Source organism: Streptomyces sp. NPDC017991, from assembly GCF_044328075.1.
In the GTDB taxonomy this organism is placed as follows: Bacteria; Actinomycetota; Actinomycetes; order Streptomycetales; family Streptomycetaceae; genus Streptomyces.
In genome coordinates this window covers 196,064-211,058 of record NZ_JBIRGP010000013.1, presented here as the reverse complement: position 1 = coordinate 211,058, position 14,995 = coordinate 196,064, and the positions used below count along the sequence as shown (strand labels likewise).

Below are 14,995 nucleotides of genomic sequence, written 5' to 3'. Positions count from 1 at the left end.
TGTTGCGGCGAATTCAGAGGCCGGCGAACAGAGTGTCAGAAGCCGCCCAGCAGACCACTGGTGAACGGGTTGCCCGGACCGCCGAACTCTCCAGCGGGCAGCTTCTTGGCGCCGGAGGGGGCGCTGATGTCGCCGGCTTCGCCGAACTTGACGACCAGGGGGACCTTGGCGCCCTTCGGGTCGTCCGCCAGGGTGGCGAGGTCGATGGAGACGCGGGTCAGATCACCGTTCTTCAGGGTGAAGTCGACGGCGACCTTGTTGTCCGGAGCGTCCTTCAAGTTCTCGTCGGTGGGCAGTTCGACGCCTGCCGGGAGTTCGTCGGCCAGCGGTCGCAGCTTGTCGAGGATGCCGGTGAGCAGGTCGCGGAACGAGGCCTTGGCGACGACCCGTTCGACGCCGTCGCTGCCGCCCTTGTCGCTGAAGGTGACCTCACGGGCGACGACCGAGCGGACGGCCTTGAGAATCTTCTGCTGGGTCCCACTGTCGATCTCGTCGGCCTTGCCCTTGCCGTCCTCGCCGCCCTTGCCGGGGGCGTCCTGCGCGGCGCGGTCGAGTTCGCGGTTGTCGATCTTGACCCACTTGCCCTCAAGTACCGGCCTGAGCTCCTTCTCGCTCCCGGGGAGCTCGTCGGCGGTCGGCAGGGGGAAGCCCATCGCCTCGCCGAACGCCTTCATGTCGGCCCGGTAGTACGTGTAGTCGCCGACGAGGCGGTATTCGGCGAGGACACCGTCGGGCCCCGAGACCGACATTGCCGTACCGACGAGATCCTTCTCACCCGAATCGGCGAGCCGCTTGCGCGACTCGACGGACACCTTGACCCGTACTCCGGTGAACAGTTTCGCGAGCTCGGGCGGCATCTCCTCGCCGGGCTCCTCCTCTCCGGCCAGCTTCACGAGTGCCGAGGGCTTGGCGTCGAGCCCCAACTCGAAGGCGAGTGACTTCTTTTCGCCGAGCCCGTCGACGGCCTGGTCCACCTTCTGACCGGCGGTGAGGTTCTCCACCGTGCCGCAGGCGGCCACTCCGGAGAGCAGGGCGGTGCTGCAGCCGACCGCGGTGAGAGTCCTGCGTATGACAGGGCTCCTGCGGGCGGCGGGGCTCATGCGTGTGGCGGTGATGACGGTCTCCTTATGACGCCTGACGGCGTCCCCCTCGTGCAACGTGATCTCTCAAGAGACTCACGAGTTATCCACAGGGTTGTGCGGCGAGTGTCCCCGTCCGGGCGTACGGTCGGAAACATGCGCATTGTTATCGCTGGAGGTCATGGTCAGATCGCGTTGCGGCTTGAGCGGTTGCTCTCCGCGCGCGGTGACGAGGTCGCGGGGATCATCCGCCGAGCCGAACAGGGCGACGATCTGCGGGCGGCCGGCGCCGAGCCGGTGCTGTGCGATCTGGAGTCGGCTTCGGAGGAGGAGGTCTCCGCGCATCTGCGGGGCGCGGACGCCGCGATCTTCGCGGCGGGCGCGGGCCCGGACAGTGGGGCGGCCCGCAAGGAGACCGTGGACCGGGGCGCCGCGGTGCTCTTCGCGGACGCGGCGGCCCGGGCCGGGGTACGACGCCATGTGGTCGTCTCCTCCATGGGCGCGGATCCGGAGCACCCCGGGGACGAGGTGTTCGACGCGTATCTGCGCGCCAAGGGCGAGGCCGACTCGTACGTACGCGCTCACCGCGGCCTGGACTGGACGATCCTGCGTCCTGGAATGCTGACGACCGACGCCGGCACGGGCCTCGTCCGTCTGGAGGCCGCCACGGGCCGCGGGCCGGTCCCGCGCGACGACGTCGCCGCGGTCCTCGCGGAGCTGGTGGACACCCCCGCGACAGCCGGTCTGACCCTGGAACTGATCAGCGGTTCCACACCGGTGTCGGTGGCGGTCAAGTCGGTGGCCGGTAACTGACGGGCAGGTGGCCCTGACCTGAGCTGGGACGCCGCGCCGCCGGTGAGGGGCGGGCCCGGCAGGCACGGCCGCTCAGAAGCCGGCAGACCGCAAGAACGCAAGAACGTACGAGTCCGAAGAGCGCAGGAGTCAGAGAGCGCAGGAGTCAGAAGAGCGGAAGCTGGCCGGGGAAGTCCGCCACGACGTACCCGTCCAGCGCCGGCTGAGAGGCCCCGAGCTCCGCATGCCTGCGCGACCCCGGGCAGGACACGAGTTCCCCGCTCCCCCGGGCCCCCGCCGGGTCGTGCCGAGCGAACCGCCCGGCGACGACAGCGATCTCGCGACGGCACTCGGGGCAGATCCGGCGACGTGAGGACATGGGTTCAGGGTACGGAGCGAACGCGGGGCACCGGTGCGGGGGCGCTCCGCGTTCCCGTGGTTCACAGCCCTGGAACGGTCGGGCCGCCGGCCACCGGGCCCGGGGCTGTCCGAACACGAAGAAACCCTCTCTGAAATGCGTACTCGCATTTCAGAGAGGGTTTCTTCTCTCAGCGTGGCGGCGCCAGGGTTCGAACCTGGGTAGGCTGAGCCGGCAGATTTACAGTCTGCTCCCTTTGGCCGCTCGGGCACACCGCCGGGTTTGCTGCCGTTCGAACCGTCTTTCGACGGCGCTCTGTGGCAACGACGTAAACGATACCCGATGCTCGGGGGTGCTTCGCCACTCGATTGATCGGTGCCCGGAGGGGAGGGGGTGGCTAGGCTTATGCGGATGCGGCCCGGAACCGAAGCGGGTTCGGCGGCCGCCACTACGCACCCCGATACAAGGAGCCACAGGACATGGCCGACTCCAGTTTCGACATCGTCTCGAAGGTCGAGCGGCAGGAGGTCGACAACGCCCTCAACCAGGCCGCCAAGGAGATCTCGCAGCGCTACGACTTCAAGAACGTGGGCGCCTCCATCTCCTGGTCCGGCGAGAAGATCCTCATGGAGGCGAACTCCGAGGAGCGGGTCAAGGCCATCCTCGACGTGTTCGAGACCAAGCTGATCAAGCGCGGTATCTCGCTGAAGGCACTGGACGCCGGTGAGCCGCAGCTCTCCGGCAAGGAGTACAAGATCTTCTCTTCGATCGAGGAGGGCATCTCCCAGGACAACGCGAAGAAGGTCGCGAAGATCATTCGCGACGAGGGCCCGAAGGGCGTGAAGGCGCAGGTACAGGGTGACGAGCTGCGGGTCAGCTCGAAGAGCCGTGACGACCTGCAGGCCGTGCAGGCCCTGCTCAAGGGCAAGGACTTCGACTTCGCACTGCAGTTCGTCAACTACCGGTGACCTGCCGGTCGTTCCACGGGCGCCGGCCGCGCGTACGAGAAAGGGTGGGCACCTCGGGTGCCCACCCTTCTCGTCTGCCGGCTGCGGCCTTGGAGGCGCGCACTCAGTCGCGCGAGTTGCCGAACAGGATGCGGTAGCCGATCAGCAGAACCAGCGCGCCGCCGATCGCGGCGGCCCAGGTGGCTCCGTCGTAGAAGTCCTTGGCGATCGGGTGGTCCAGCCAACGGGCGGATATCCAGCCGCCGATGAACGCGCCCGCGACGCCGATCAGTGTCGTGCCGATGAAGCCACCCGGATCGCGTCCCGGCAGCAAGAACTTGGCGATGGCTCCGGCCAGCAGCCCCAGAATGATCCAGCTGATGATGCCCATGCCGTGAACCTGCCCCTTCGCGCTGTACCTGTGCTGTGATCCTGCTCGCACAACCCTGTGGTCATACCGCTCTCGGCTGTTTCTGTCGTTCTGTGTTTCGCTCTTCTGTTCACCCCTTGTTGGTGAGGAGGACGTCGGCACGACGGTGACCGGTTGCACTGATCAGTAGGGTGCAATTCATGACACAGTCCGATCCCGCCCGGCCGGGTTCGTCCGGGTCCGGTTCTGGATCCGCTTCTCGATCCGCTTCTGGATCCCCGAGCGGCGCGGCGGAACTGCGGCGGACCCTCGGCGTCGGTGACGCCGTGGTCATCGGCCTCGGCTCGATGATCGGTGCGGGAATCTTCGCCGCGCTGGGGCCCGCGGCAAGGGCCGCGGGATCCGGACTGCTCCTTGCGCTGGGGATCGCCGCCGTCGTCGCCTACTGCAACGCGACCGCTTCGGCACGCCTGGCCGCCCGGTATCCCGCGTCGGGCGGAACGTATGTGTACGGCCGCGAGCGGCTCGGCGAGTTCTGGGGATATCTGGCGGGCTGGTCGTTCGTCGTGGGGAAGACCTCCTCGTGTGCGGCGATGGCGCTCACCGTGGGCACGTACGTGTGGCCGGGTCAGGCGCACGCGGTGGCCGTCGGGGCGGTGGTGGCCCTGACCGCGGTGAACTACGGCGGTGTGCAGAAGTCCGCGTGGCTGACGCGGGTGATCGTCGCGGTGGTCCTCGCGGTCCTCGCTTCCGTCGTGGTCGTCTGCCTGACCTCGGGGCACTCCGATGCCGGGCGGCTCGGCACGGGCGCCTCCGGGGGCGCCGGAGGCGTGCTTCAGGCGGCCGGACTGCTGTTCTTCGCCTTCGCCGGATACGCGCGGATCGCGACCCTCGGCGAGGAGGTACGGGATCCGGCGCGCACCATTCCGCGCGCGATCCCGCTCGCTCTGGGTATCGCACTGGTCGTGTACGCGGCTGTGGCGGTGGCTGTCGTCTCCGTGCTGGGGCCGGCGGGTCTCGGGCAGGCGACGGCTCCGCTCGCCGAGGCGGTGCGCGCCGGCGGGGCACCGGGGCTCGTCCCGGTCGTACGGGTGGGCGCCGCGGTGGCGGCGCTCGGCTCCCTTCTCGCGCTGATCCTGGGGGTGTCGCGGACGACGCTGGCCATGGCCCGCGACCGGCATCTGCCGGGCGGGCTGGCCGCCGTGCATCCGCGCTTCCGGGTGCCCCATCGGGCGGAGCTCGCCGTCGGGGCGGTGGTCGCGGTGCTGGCCGCGACGGTGGATGTGCGGGGTGCGATCGGCTTCTCCTCCTTCGGGGTGCTGGTGTACTACGCGATCGCCAACGCCGCGGCCTGGGCACTGGGTCCGGCGGCTGTGTCACGGGTCCTGCCCGTGGTGGGGCTGGCCGGGTGCCTGACACTGGCTTTCGCCCTGCCGTGGATGTCCGTGGCCGTGGGGGTCGGCGTGCTGGGGTTCGGGGCGGTCGCGTACGGGGTGCGGTGGCGGCTTCGCGCGCGTTGATCGTGCGCGCGTCGCCTTCACGGGCGGGGGGGAGTGCCGGGGATCGTCGGTGAGTGAGTGCTGGCCGGTAGGGGCCGAGTGTGCAGTTCCCCGCGCCCTTGAAGGGCCGGAGGCCGGAAGTTTGGAGGCCGGGAGTTTGGAGCTGGGAGCCGCACGCTACGACGCTCGTGCCGCTCCCGTCCGTATGCGGAAGTCGTCCCAGGGCTCCAGGTCCGTGTCGTCGTTCAGCTCGTCGTACCAGCCGGTGCCTTGGAGCCACGCGTCGAGCCAAACCGTGAGGGTGGGTGCGTCCACGTACCAGGCGTGGTCGGCGTCGTCGGCGTTCGGCTCGAACAGGAGCACCGTGGCGTCCGGCGCACGGCAGTCCACGCATGCGTACATTCCGCAGCCCCAGTGGGATATCGGCAGGATGCCTTCCGGCCAGGGCCAGTCGGGATCCTTGCGGCCGCTCTCGCGGAGGGCGAGGTACTGCGCGACGACCGCCGGCTCCCCCGAGGGCGGGCTGTCGAGCAGCGGAAGCAGACCGTACTCCGGGCCGAATCCTCCGTCCCCTATCCGCAGATAGAGCGCGGCGAGCAGCGGCGGTACGGAGAAGCCGAGGGCGGACTCGGCGCGGGCAAGCGTGGCGGCGTCCACGGGCTCGGGGAGCGAAGGCCAGCCCCACGGCCGGGAGTTGCGTGCCTCAGCGAGGACACGTACCAGCAACTGCTCGATCTCGGTCATGCGTTCATGATGCAGCGCGCCTCTGACAATGGGACCGGCCTGTGGATAACCCTCGGACGAGCGGCTCTCAGGCGGGACGGACGTCGGTGCCCTTGTCCACGAGGAAGGCGAGGAGTTCCTCGAACGTCCACGGGCGGCGGTCGGTGCGCGGGACGAGGCCGAGGCCGGTGCGGGCGACCTCCGCGTCGTGCCAGATCAGGGTGAAGGGCCGTCGGGTGCCCCAGCGGCCACGGAGGCAGTCGTCGAGGGCGTCGAGATTCCGGCCGAAGTAGCCTCCCGGTGCGTTGACCGCCTCGCCGAGCGCGCAGAAGAAGCCCGGCTCGTCGATGATGTGGTGGCCGTCGAGGTGACAGGTACGGCCGGGTTCCGCGTTGGGTCTGTCGGCGTCGGGTCTGTCGGCGTCGTAGCGGTCCAGTGCCGTCGTCAGCCAGTGGCGGCGGCCCTCCGCACCGGGCCCAGAGAGCGGGCTCGGCGGGCCTGCCGGTGTCCCACAGCTCCCCTACCTCCTCGGCCGCGGTCGGCGGCCGGTCCGATCAGGGCTCCAGCGTGAGGTCCACCGGGCCGGGGCCGCGTGCCGAGGGAATTACGCGACGAGTTCGCCCTCGACGGCGGACTGGACGGGACGGCCCGCCCTGTCGACGCGTATCAGCTTGGCGTGTCCGAGGTCCTCCTCGCCCGCGTCCAGGGCCGTGCGGAGGGCTCCGCCGGGGGGGGGAGCAACCGAGCAGCCGCACGGGTGGTTCGAGAAGGTCCGGCCGCCTGTCCGGAATGTGCGCCAGGTCCCGGCAACCGCCCCAGGGTTCGGCCTCCGTACCCCGGGCGCCGCCCTACCGGACCGACGACGTGAACGGCTGGTCCGTACGCACGATCTCGCGTCCCAGGGGGAACAGCGAGACCGGGATCAGCTTGAAGTTGGCGATGCCCAGGGGGATGCCGATGATCGTGACGCACTGGATGAGGCCCGTGACGATGTGCGCGAGGGCCAGCCACCAGCCGGCGAGGATCAGCCACAGGACGTTGACGACGAAGGACGGCGCCCCCGCGTCACGGCGCTCGACCGTCGTCCGGCCGAAGGGCCACAGCGCGTAGGTGCCGATACGGAACGCGGCGACGCCGAACGGGATCCCGATGATCGTGATGCAGAGCAGCACGCCCGCGAGCAGGTAGCCGAGGAACAGCCAGAAGCCGCTCAGGACGAGCCAGATGATGTTGAGGATTGTCTTCACTGGTGGCGACCTGCCATCTGTTCGAGCCGGGCGATGCGCTCCGCCATGGGCGGGTGCGTTGAGAACATCTTGGAGAGTCCCTGGCCCGGGCGGAAGGGGTTGGCGATCATCATGTGGCTCGCAGTCTCGATGCGCGGCTCCGGAGGCAGCGGCAGCTGCTTCGTGCCCGCCTCCAGTTTGCGCAGGGCGCTCGCCAGGGCCAGCGGGTCGCCGGTGAGCTGGGCGCCGGACGCGTCCGCCTCGTACTCCCTGGAGCGGCTGATGGCGAGCTGGATGACGGACGCGGCAAGCGGGCCGAGGATCATGATCATCAGCATGCCGAGCAGGCCGGGACCGTCGTCGTCGTTGGAGCGGCCGATCGGGATCAGCCAGGCGAAGTTGACCAGGAACATGATGACGGAGGCCAGGGCGCCGGCGACGGACGAGATGAGGATGTCGCGGTTGTAGACGTGGCTCAGTTCGTGGCCGATGACGCCGCGCAGCTCCCGCTCGTTCAGGATGCGCAGGATGCCCTCGGTGCAGCACACGGCGGCGTTGCGCGGATTGCGGCCCGTGGCGAACGCGTTCGGTGCTTCCGTCGGGGAGATGTACAGGCGGGGCATGGGCTGGCGGGCCTGCGTGGAGAGTTCGCGGACCATCTTGTAGAGCGCCGGGGCCTCGAATTCGCTCACCGGGCGCGCGCGCATCGCGCGTAGAGCCAGTTTGTCGCTGTTCCAGTACGCGTACGCGTTCGTGCCGATCGCGATGGCCAGTGCGACGACGAGGCCCATACGCCCGAAGAAACTGCCGATGACGATGATGAGTGCGGACAGTCCCCCGAGGAGTACGGCGGTCCTGAGCCCGTTGTGCCGGCGGTGCACGGTACGCCCTCCAAATCGTGCGGCAGGGGAACCCTTGCTTGTCGATCTCTGACGTCACTGGTTCCGTGACTCCACGGTCCAGTGGACCCTCCCTCACTGGTCAACGCCAGGCGGGGAGCACTAGTTCCCTTGTGCGCACGGGGTCGCGCGTCGGCTGTCCGGGTGATGTGCGACCACACGCACGCGCGTGTGCGGGGCTGCTGACCCGCACACGCGCGTGAAGGCTGCGGGAATGGCGTCAGAAAAGACCGGTGTCCGAGAAGCGCAGAATGAGCTGAGGTGCCCCCGAGAGCGCGACGCCGAGGACGGCGGTCAGGGCGATCGCCGCGGTGAGGGGGGCCGGGACGCGGTGCGTCTCGGGTTCGCCCTCGGGTGCGCGGAACAGCAGGGTCGTCCACTGGAGGTAGTAGAAGAGCGCGATCACGACGTTGACGGCCATGACCACGGCGAGCCAGCCGAGGCCCGCCTCGACGGCCGCCGAGAAGACGGTGACCTTCGCGAAGAGGCCGATGATGCCCGGCGGCAGACCGGCCAGGCAGAGCAGGAAGAAGCCGAGGACGAGCGCGGCGAGGGGGCGGGAGGCGTACAGGCCGCGGTAGTCGCTGATCCGGTTCAGCGGCTTCGTACGGGCCACCAGGGCGGCCACCGCGAAGGCTCCGAGGTTCACGGCGGCGTACATGAGGGCGTACGCGACGGTGGAGCCGATGGCTTTCCGGGCGTCCTCGGAGTACGCGGCGGCGGCGATCGGCACCAGGAGGTAGCCGGCCTGTCCCACGGAGGACCAGGCGAGGAGCCGTACCGCGCTGTACGCGCGCGTGGCCCGCTGCCGCAGGGCGCCGACGTTGCCGATCGTCATGGTGAGGGCGGCCAGGGCGGCGAGTGCCGGGCCCCAGACGTCCGCGTACGACGGGAGGGCGATCACGGTGACGAGGATCAGGCCGGAGAAGCCGACCGCCTTGCCGACGACCGACAGGTAGGCGGCGACCGGGAGAGGGGCTCCTACGTAGGTGTCGGGCACCCAGAAGTGGAACGGCACGGCGGCGGTCTTGAAGGCGAAGCCGACGAGGGTGAGGACGACGCCCGCCTGGGCGAGCGTGTGCAGTTGGGCGTCGACGTCCTCGATCCTGGTGGCGATCTCCGTGAGGTACAGGGTGCCTGTCGACGCGTAGACGAAGCTGACGCCCATGAGGCTCACGGCGGTCGCGGTGACCGAGGACAGGAAGAACTTCAGGGCCGCTTCGGAGGACTTCCGGTCACCGTGCTTGATGCCGACGAGGGCGAAGGCGGGGAGGGAGGCGACCTCCAGGGCGACGATCAGTGTGGCGAGATCACGCGAGGCGGGCAGCAGGGCGGCACCCGCGGCCGAGGAGAGAAGCAGGAACCAGAACTCCCCTTCGGGGAGTTCCTTGTCGGTGTCTCCACCGGCGTCCTTGCCCGCGTCCTTCAGGGTGGTCATCGACAGGAGTGCCGCGAGGAGCGCGCCGCCGAGGACGAGGAACTGGATGACCAGCGTGAACCGGTCCGCGGTGTAGCTGCACACGTCCGCGTCGCCCGTCAGGCAGAACGTGGAGCGGTCGCCGTCCAGGAGGGGCAGCAGGGCGAGCCCGGCGAGGGCGAGCCCCGCGACGGAGACCCAGCCGAGCAGGGCCTTCTTCTTGCCGTCCACGAAGAGGTCGGCCACGAGCACCGCGAGTCCGACGACCGCCGCGATGGTGGGCGGGGCGATCGCGAGCCAGTCGACGGACTGGACCAGGGACTGGGCCTGGGGGCTCATCGGTTGCCTCCTGAGAGGAGCTGCTGCACGGCCGGGTCGGTCAGGCCGAGGAGTGCCTTGGGCCAGAGCCCGGCGACGACGGTGAGGACGACGAGCGGGGTCCAGGCGGCGAACTCGTACGTCCGGACGTCGGCGAGCTTCGGGCTCCCCTGCTCCGAGTGCTCCGCGTGCTCCGGGTGCTGCGAGGTGTCGCCCATGCAGACACGGCGGACCACGACGAGCATGTACGCGGCCGTGAGCAGGGTGCCGAACGCGGCGATCGCCATGAACGTCAGGAACGCGGGCCGGCTGAGGCCGTCGGCGGGGTCGAACGCGCCGAACAGCGTGAGCATCTCGCCCCAGAACCCGGCGAGGCCCGGCAGTCCGAGCGAGGCGACGGCGGCGAAGGCGAGCAGGCCGCCGAGGCGCGGGGCACGGCCGTAGAGCGCGGCTCCGGTCGTCTTCGCGAGAGCGTCGAGGTCGGTCGTGCCCGTGCGGTCCTTGAGCGCGCCGACGAGGAAGAAGAGCAGGCCGGTGATGAGGCCGTGGGCGATGTTCGCGAACAGCGCGCCGTTCACGCCGGTCGGGGTCATCGACGCGATGCCGAGGAGCACGAAGCCCATGTGGCCGACCGAGGAGTACGCGATGAGGCGTTTGAGGTCGCCCTTCGCGCCCTGCTTGGCGAGCGCCAGGCAGGCCAGCGAACCGTAGATGATCCCGACGACCGCGAAGGCCCCGAGATACGGGGCGAAGGTGCTCATGCCGTCGGGCGTGACGGGCAGCAGGATGCGGACGAACCCGTACGTGCCCATCTTCAGCAGGACCCCGGCCAGCAGGACCGAGCCGACGGTCGGGGCGGCGGTGTGCGCGTCCGGCAGCCAGCTGTGGAGCGGCCACATCGGCGTCTTGACCGCGAGCCCGATCCCGATCGCCAGAACGGCGATGACCTGCACCGATGGGGTCAGCGCGGGGTGATTGTCAGTGGCGAGTGCCACCATGTCGAAAGTGCCCGCCTTGATTCCGATCAGGAGCAGGCCCAGCAGCATGACGACGGACCCGAGCAGGGTGTAGAGGATGAACTTCCAGGCCGCCTGGGTTCGTTGCTCACCGCCCCAGCGGGCGATGAGGAAGTACATCGGGATGAGCACCATCTCGAACGCGAGGAAGAACAGCAGCAAGTCGAGGACGGCGAAGGTCGCGAGGGTGCCGGACTCCAGCACGAGGACGAGCGCCACGAATGCTTTCGGGGACGGGCCCGACGGCATTTTGAAGTAGGAGTACAGCGCGCACAGGAAGGTCAGGAGCGCGGTCAGCACGAGGAGAGGGAGGGAGATGCCGTCGATGCCGAGGTGGATCCGTACGTCGAGTGCGGGGATCCAGCTGATGTCCGTCGTGGCCTGCATCCGCTGTGCCTTGACCGGAGTGTCGTGGTCGAAGCCGAGCGCGAGGACGATGGCGGCGATGAGTACGGCACCGGTGACGGTCGTGCCGTGCCGCAGCACGGCCTGCTCGGGCGACTTCCCCTTCAGCCCGGGCGGGGCCGGCAGGAGAGCGGCGGCGGCCCCGATGAGCGGGGCGACGACGATGAACGCCAGAAGAAACTGCATCACGGACTCGTTGATATCGATCACGCCTGCTCACGCTCCCGCGGTGGCGACGAGGAGGGCGGCGACCACCAGGACGACGGTGCCGGCGAGCAGCGCGCTCACATAGGTCTGCAGATTGCCGGTCTGGGCGCGCCGGACGGCCGCGCCCAGCCAGCGGGGCAGGGCTCCCGCGCCGCGTACGTAGGTGTCGACGACCTCGCGGTCGAGGAACCGGACGAGGGTGGCCGCGGCCTGGACCGGGCGGACGAAGAGCGCCGCGTACACCGCGTCGAGGTGGAAACCGACGGCCGCGTGACGGTGCAGCGGGCCGAGCAGCAGGCGGCCCGGATCCGCCGGGTCGGGTGCGGAGGCCACGTTCCCGTAGGCGGGTTCGTGGCTGGCGATGGCCTCGGCCTCGACCAGGCCGCCGTCGGCGTCCGGGTGGGCCGCGACCGCGCCCAGCGGGACACGGCCGGCCATGGCGGTGGTGTGCCGCCACGCGCCGTACGTGACGATGCCGCCTACCAGGGCGACGCCCGTACCGAGGACGGCGGTGGTGAGGGTCGGGGTCAGGTCCCGGCCGTCGAACCAGTCGGGCAGCAGGCCCGTGGCGAGTCCGAAAGCGAGTGAGGGGAGGGCGAGCAGCCACAGCACGGAGTTCATGGCGACGGGCTGCTTGCCGTGGTCGGGGGCCTCGGTGCCGTGGCCGTGGAAGGCGAGCAGCCACAGGCGCATCGCGTAGGCGGCGGTGAGCAGGGCGGTCACCAGGCCGGAGACGAGGACGATCCAGCCCGCGGCTCCGGGGACGCTCTCGGCGTGGCCGACGGCGGCGTGCTCGGCGGCTCCGAGGACGGACTCCTTGGAGAAGAAGCCGCTGAAGGGCGGGATCGCGGCGAGTGCGAGGAGCGCCACGGTCATCGTCCAGTAGGCGTCGGGGACGCGGGCGCGCAGGTCCTTCATCCGGGACATGGCGGCCAGCGAGTTGGTGCCGGCGGCGTGGATGATCACGCCGGCCGCGAGGAACAGCAGCGCCTTGAAGGCGCCGTGGGCGAGGAGGTGGAAGACGGCGGCACCACGGTCGCCGACGGCGAGGGCGCCGGTCATGTAGCCGAGCTGGCCGATCGTCGAGTACGCGAGGACACGCTTGATGTCGTCCTGGGCGAGCGCGGCGAGGGCCGAGCCCGCCATCGTCACGGCGGCCATGACGGCGAGGACGACCAGTGCGGCCGCGGAGGCGGCGAAGACCGGGAGGAGCCGGGCGATGAAGTAGACACCGGCGGCGACCATCGTCGCGGCGTGGATCAGCGCGGAGACGGGTGTGGGGCCCGCCATCGCGTCGGGGAGCCAGGTGTGGAGCGGGAACTGCGCCGACTTGCCCGCCACACCGGCGAGGAGCAGCAGGGCGATCAGGGTCGGGTGGTCGAGTCCGCCGCTCGCGACGTTGCCGAGGATCTTCGTGATGCGGAACGAACCGGTGTCGGCGGCGAGCGCGAACAGACCGATCAGGAAGGGGACGTCGCCGAGTTTGGTGACGAGGAAGGCCTTGATGGAAGCGGCGCGTGCTTCCGGGGTCTCCCAGTAGTGGCCCACGAGGAAGTACGAGCAGATGCCCATGATCTCCCAGCCGACCAGCAGCACCATCAGGTCGCCGGAGTAGACGACGAGCAGCATGGCGGAGGTGAAGAGGGAGACGAGAGCGGCGTACGAGGTGTAGCGCGGGTCGTCGCGCAGGTAGGCCGTCGAGTAGATCTGCACACAGGTCGCGACCAGGCCGACGAGGATCGCGACGAGGGCGGCGAAGCCGTCGATGTGCAGGGCGAGTTCGACGGGGACCGAACCGGTGGGGGTGAGCTCGGTCGCCGCGTCCACGGCCTGTCCGCCGCCCTGGCGTACGGCGACGACCGCGGCGAGTGCGAGGGCGGCGACGGAGGGCAGGACGGCGAGGGGACGTGCGAAGCCGGGGGCGGTGCGGCCCAGGAGCAGGCCGGCCGCGGCGCCCAGGAACGGGAGGAGGGGGACGAGGACGGCGAGGGTGGTCGTGGTCACGCGGTGGCCTCAGCCTTCTCGGCCGGTTCGCTCCGGGCGGTCTCGGAGTCGCCGTCGAAGCCGTCATCGGAGTCGTCGTCGGGGTCGTCGTCATCGCCGGGCTCGGCGGTGTCGCGGAGCCTGTCGATGTCCGCGGTGCCGCGGTTGCGGTGGACGGCGAGGACGATCGCCAGGCCGATGCCGATCTCGGCGGCGGCGATGGCGATGGTGAACAGGGTCAGGGCCTGGCCGGAGTGCAGGGTGTCCTGGGCGGTCTTGCTGAGCCAGACGTCGAAGGCGACGAGGTTGAGGTTGACGGCGTTGAGCATCAGCTCGACGGACATCAGGACCAGGATCGCGTTGCGGCGGGCCAGGACGCCGTAGAGGCCGGTGGAGAAGAGGAGGGCGGAGAGTACGGCCGGGTAGGCGAGGTGCATCAGCGGGCGCCTTCCTTGTCGCTCCGGGGGGCAGCGCTTCGGGTGGCGTCGGTTCGCGGGGTCAGGGGGGTCAGGGGGCGCGCGGTGGTCGCTCCCCCGGCCGCTTCCTTCGCCTTCGTCCTCGCCTTGCGGGAGAGGACGATCGCACCGACCAGCGCGGCGAGCAGCAGGACCGAGAGGGCCTCGAAGGGGAGCACCCAGCTCTGGAAGAGGCTCGCGCCGGTGACCGCGGTGGAGCCGGCGGCGGCGCCGTCCAGGTCGATCCACGTCGTCCGGAAGGCGTCGACGACCACCCAGACGAGGGCGGCGGCCGCGGCGAGCGCGACGGTGAGGGCGGCCCAGCGGTTGCCGGAGTCGGCGTCCGGGGAGCGGCCGATGGGGGCCCTGGTGAGCATCAGACCGAAGAGGAGGAGGACGACGACGGAACCGACGTAGATGAGGACCTGCACCCAGGCGATGAACTCGGCCGTGAGGAGGAGGTATTCGACGGCGAGGCCGCCGAGGGCGACGACCAGCCACAGGGCGGCGTGCACCAGTTGCTTCGTGGTGACCGTGACGACGGCGGCGCCGAAGGTGACCAGGCCGACGAGGAGGAAGGCGATCTCGACGCCGGTCGGGGAGAGGAAGCCGTGGGCCTCGGCGGCGGTGGTCGTGGCCTGTGCCGCCGAGACGGTGGCCGCGGCGGGAGTCACGATGCGCCTCCCTGCGGAGGATCGGTGGGGTCGGGCTGCGCCTGCGTCTGTCCCTGCCGCGCCGCCTGTGCCGCTTCCTCAGCGTCTGCCTGGGCCTGGGCCTGGGCCGTGGCGAGTTTCTCGGCGGTCTTGCGGGCGGCGGCGATCTCCTTGGGTTCCTCGGCGCCGGGGTCGAGGGCCGGCGGGGCCGGGACGGTCCACATCCAGTCGCGGAGCTTGTCGCGTTCGTGGGTGAGTTCGTGGATGTCGGTCTCGGCGTACTCGAACTCGGGGGACCAGAAGAGGGCGTCGAAGGGGCAGACCTCGATGCAGATACCGCAGTACATGCAGAGGGAGAAGTCGATGGCGAAGCGGTCGAGGACGTTGCGGCTGCGTTCGCGGCCACCGGGAGCGGCGGCCGGGACCGTCTCCTTGTGGGAGTCGATGTAGATGCACCAGTCCGGGCACTCGCGGGCGCACAGCATGCAGACCGTGCAGTTCTCCTCGAAGAGCCCGATGACGCCGCGGGTGCGGGGCGGGAGTTCGGGCTGCGCGTCGGGGTACTGCGCGGTGACGGTCTTCTTCGTCATCGTGCGCAGGGTGACGGCCAGGCCCTTGGCCAGGCCTGAGCCGGGAAAGGGGGACATG

Annotated in this window: 16 protein-coding genes and 1 tRNA gene; 3 read left to right on the top strand and 14 right to left on the bottom strand. The window is 70.1% G+C overall.

Going from position 1 to position 14,995, the window contains the following annotated elements:
* Nucleotides 1–35: 35 nt before the first annotated feature.
* The gene (locus ACH4DZ_RS33205) at nucleotides 36–1,100 is read right to left on the bottom strand and encodes a hypothetical protein (protein WP_398291439.1); all 1,065 of its coding nucleotides are present in this window, start codon (nucleotides 1,098–1,100) and stop codon (nucleotides 36–38) included.
* A 135-nt stretch (nucleotides 1,101–1,235) separates the two neighbouring features.
* On the opposite strand from ACH4DZ_RS33205, the gene ACH4DZ_RS33200 reads away from it, so the two are divergent.
* Nucleotides 1,236–1,892, top strand: coding sequence for an NAD(P)H-binding protein (locus ACH4DZ_RS33200; RefSeq protein WP_398291437.1), 657 nt, complete (start codon nucleotides 1,236–1,238; stop codon nucleotides 1,890–1,892).
* Nucleotides 1,893–2,037: 145 nt separating this feature from the next.
* Here the strand turns inward: ACH4DZ_RS33200 and ACH4DZ_RS33195 are convergent, their stop codons facing one another.
* Entirely contained in the window at nucleotides 2,038–2,250 is a 213-nt protein-coding gene (locus tag ACH4DZ_RS33195; protein WP_189776098.1) for a hypothetical protein, read from the bottom strand.
* Between the two features lie 175 nt (nucleotides 2,251–2,425).
* Nucleotides 2,426–2,507: transfer RNA gene (locus tag ACH4DZ_RS33190), tRNA-Tyr, on the bottom strand.
* 201 nt (nucleotides 2,508–2,708) lie between these two features.
* Here ACH4DZ_RS33190 and ACH4DZ_RS33185 point away from each other — a divergent pair.
* Nucleotides 2,709–3,197, top strand: a complete 489-nt coding sequence (locus ACH4DZ_RS33185; protein WP_107020968.1) for a YajQ family cyclic di-GMP-binding protein — start codon at nucleotides 2,709–2,711, stop codon at nucleotides 3,195–3,197.
* Between the two features lie 103 nt (nucleotides 3,198–3,300).
* Here ACH4DZ_RS33185 and ACH4DZ_RS33180 read toward each other — a convergent pair whose 3' ends face one another.
* A complete protein-coding gene (locus tag ACH4DZ_RS33180) occupies nucleotides 3,301–3,567 on the bottom strand; it encodes a GlsB/YeaQ/YmgE family stress response membrane protein (RefSeq protein WP_189776097.1) in 267 nt (88 codons plus the stop codon).
* Between the two features lie 179 nt (nucleotides 3,568–3,746).
* On the opposite strand from ACH4DZ_RS33180, the gene ACH4DZ_RS33175 reads away from it, so the two are divergent.
* Nucleotides 3,747–5,066, top strand: coding sequence for an APC family permease (locus ACH4DZ_RS33175; RefSeq protein ID WP_398291434.1), 1,320 nt, complete (start codon nucleotides 3,747–3,749; stop codon nucleotides 5,064–5,066).
* A gap of 156 nt (nucleotides 5,067–5,222) precedes the next feature.
* Here ACH4DZ_RS33175 and ACH4DZ_RS33170 read toward each other — a convergent pair whose 3' ends face one another.
* From ACH4DZ_RS33170 to ACH4DZ_RS33125, 10 genes are all read right to left on the bottom strand, one after another.
* Complete coding sequence (locus tag ACH4DZ_RS33170; protein WP_398291432.1) at nucleotides 5,223–5,789, bottom strand: SMI1/KNR4 family protein; 567 nt, start codon at nucleotides 5,787–5,789, stop codon at nucleotides 5,223–5,225.
* Between the two features lie 67 nt (nucleotides 5,790–5,856).
* Complete coding sequence (locus ACH4DZ_RS33165) at nucleotides 5,857–6,117, bottom strand: barstar family protein (protein WP_398291668.1); 261 nt, start codon at nucleotides 6,115–6,117, stop codon at nucleotides 5,857–5,859.
* A gap of 499 nt (nucleotides 6,118–6,616) precedes the next feature.
* On the bottom strand, nucleotides 6,617–7,015 hold the full coding sequence (locus tag ACH4DZ_RS33160; protein ID WP_398291430.1) for a YccF domain-containing protein: 399 nt from the start codon (nucleotides 7,013–7,015) through the stop codon (nucleotides 6,617–6,619).
* Nucleotides 7,012–7,875 carry a zinc metalloprotease HtpX gene (gene htpX / locus ACH4DZ_RS33155; protein ID WP_398291428.1) on the bottom strand — a complete coding sequence of 288 codons (864 nt, stop codon included), beginning with the start codon at nucleotides 7,873–7,875 and terminating at the stop codon, nucleotides 7,012–7,014. The genes ACH4DZ_RS33160 and htpX overlap by 4 nt, the downstream gene beginning before the upstream one ends.
* A 238-nt stretch (nucleotides 7,876–8,113) precedes the next feature.
* Nucleotides 8,114–9,649, bottom strand: a complete 1,536-nt coding sequence (locus ACH4DZ_RS33150) for an NADH-quinone oxidoreductase subunit N (RefSeq protein ID WP_398291426.1) — start codon at nucleotides 9,647–9,649, stop codon at nucleotides 8,114–8,116.
* Complete coding sequence (locus ACH4DZ_RS33145; protein WP_398291424.1) at nucleotides 9,646–11,259, bottom strand: NuoM family protein; 1,614 nt, start codon at nucleotides 11,257–11,259, stop codon at nucleotides 9,646–9,648. Before ACH4DZ_RS33145 ends, ACH4DZ_RS33150 begins: the two co-directional genes overlap by 4 nt.
* A 6-nt stretch (nucleotides 11,260–11,265) precedes the next feature.
* A complete protein-coding gene (locus tag ACH4DZ_RS33140) occupies nucleotides 11,266–13,260 on the bottom strand; it encodes an NADH-quinone oxidoreductase subunit L (RefSeq protein ID WP_398291422.1) in 1,995 nt (664 codons plus the stop codon).
* Nucleotides 13,257–13,676, bottom strand: coding sequence for an NADH-quinone oxidoreductase subunit NuoK (gene nuoK / locus ACH4DZ_RS33135; protein WP_398291420.1), 420 nt, complete (start codon nucleotides 13,674–13,676; stop codon nucleotides 13,257–13,259). Before nuoK ends, ACH4DZ_RS33140 begins: the two co-directional genes overlap by 4 nt.
* A complete protein-coding gene (locus ACH4DZ_RS33130) occupies nucleotides 13,676–14,368 on the bottom strand; it encodes an NADH-quinone oxidoreductase subunit J (RefSeq protein ID WP_398291418.1) in 693 nt (230 codons plus the stop codon). The genes nuoK and ACH4DZ_RS33130 overlap by 1 nt, the downstream gene beginning before the upstream one ends.
* Nucleotides 14,365–14,994, bottom strand: a complete 630-nt coding sequence (locus ACH4DZ_RS33125) for a NuoI/complex I 23 kDa subunit family protein (RefSeq protein WP_398291416.1) — start codon at nucleotides 14,992–14,994, stop codon at nucleotides 14,365–14,367. Before ACH4DZ_RS33125 ends, ACH4DZ_RS33130 begins: the two co-directional genes overlap by 4 nt.
* Nucleotide 14,995: the final 1 nt, after the last annotated feature.